Annotated in this window: 1 protein-coding gene; it reads right to left on the bottom strand. The window is 68.2% G+C overall.

What is annotated here, in order from left to right; genetic code table 11:
* Window positions 1-988, bottom strand: a 988-nt coding sequence (locus GPZ80_RS31865) for an IS481 family transposase (protein ID WP_187224809.1), incomplete at its 3' end; no start/stop codon positions are given.
* Window positions 989-1,103: the final 115 nt, after the last annotated feature.

Here is a 1,103-nt window from a genome sequence, read left to right as displayed (position 1 = left end):
TGTACTGACCCGTGAGGTTGGGGACGCGGCTGGCGGGTGGTTGGCCGCCGAGCGCGGTGTGGCCGCGGTGGTGATTGTAGGTGTGTAGCCAGTGTGGGAGGGCTTCGCGGCGTTCGGTTTCTGATTGGTAGGGGCGGGCGTAGGCCCATTCGTCGAGCAGGGTGCGGTTGAAGCGTTCGACCTTGCCGTTGGTCTGTGGCCGGTAGGGGCGGATGCGTTTGTGGGTGATGCCGGCGGCGGTGAGAGCCTCGCGCCAGAGACGGGATTTGTAGCACGAGCCGTTGTCGGTCAACACCCTCGCGACGGTGATCCCGTTGGTGGTGAAGAACAGTTGGGCGCGCTGCCAAAACGCCACGGCGGTCTCTTTGCGCTCGTCGGGCAGGATCTCGCTGTAGGCCAGACGGGAGTGGTCATCGACGGCGTTGTGCACGTAGCTGTAGCCGACGTGGCTGTTGCCCCCGGTGTCGAGGGTCTTGCCCGGTGTGCGAGTGCGGTGGCGCTGCCCGGCCTGCCGCGTGGTGACCCGGTGCCCACCACCGGTCGGGATGTTGCCCAGTTTCTTGATGTCGACATGCACCAGGTCACCGGCATGGGGGTGTTCGTAGCGGCGGATCACCCGCCCGGTGGCCCGGTCCAGGTGGGTCAGCCGCGCCAGCCGGTAGCGGGTCAGCACCCGGTGCACCGTCGAGGGATTGAGCCCGAGCAGGAACGCGATCCGGGCCGGACCCCACCGTCGCAGCACCCGCACCTTGATGATCCTGCGCTCGGTCCTGCTCGGGGTCCGGTTCGGGCTGGTGTGCGGGCGCGAGGACAGGTCGACCATCCCGGCCTCCCCATCGGCGCGGTACCGCACCGCCCACCGGTGCGCGGTGCGCGGGGAGACCTGGAACCGCTCGGCCGCCCGCCGCAGCGGCCAGTGATCGTCCACGACACACCGGGCCAGCAGCAGCCTGCCTCTCGGTGTCAGCGTCGCGTTACGGTGGGACATGAGGGCCTCCTCGATCGGTGTAGACGTGGTAATCCACACCGAACCCGGAGGCCCTCACCCATCCAAGATCATCCGATCACGTGTCGCCCCGCACCCAACCTCCGTGGTCAGTACA

The sequence above is a fragment of the Actinokineospora xionganensis genome (assembly GCF_014323725.1).
Lineage (GTDB): Bacteria > Actinomycetota > Actinomycetes > Mycobacteriales > Pseudonocardiaceae > Actinokineospora > Actinokineospora xionganensis.
This window is presented reverse-complemented; position numbering and strand designations above follow the sequence as displayed.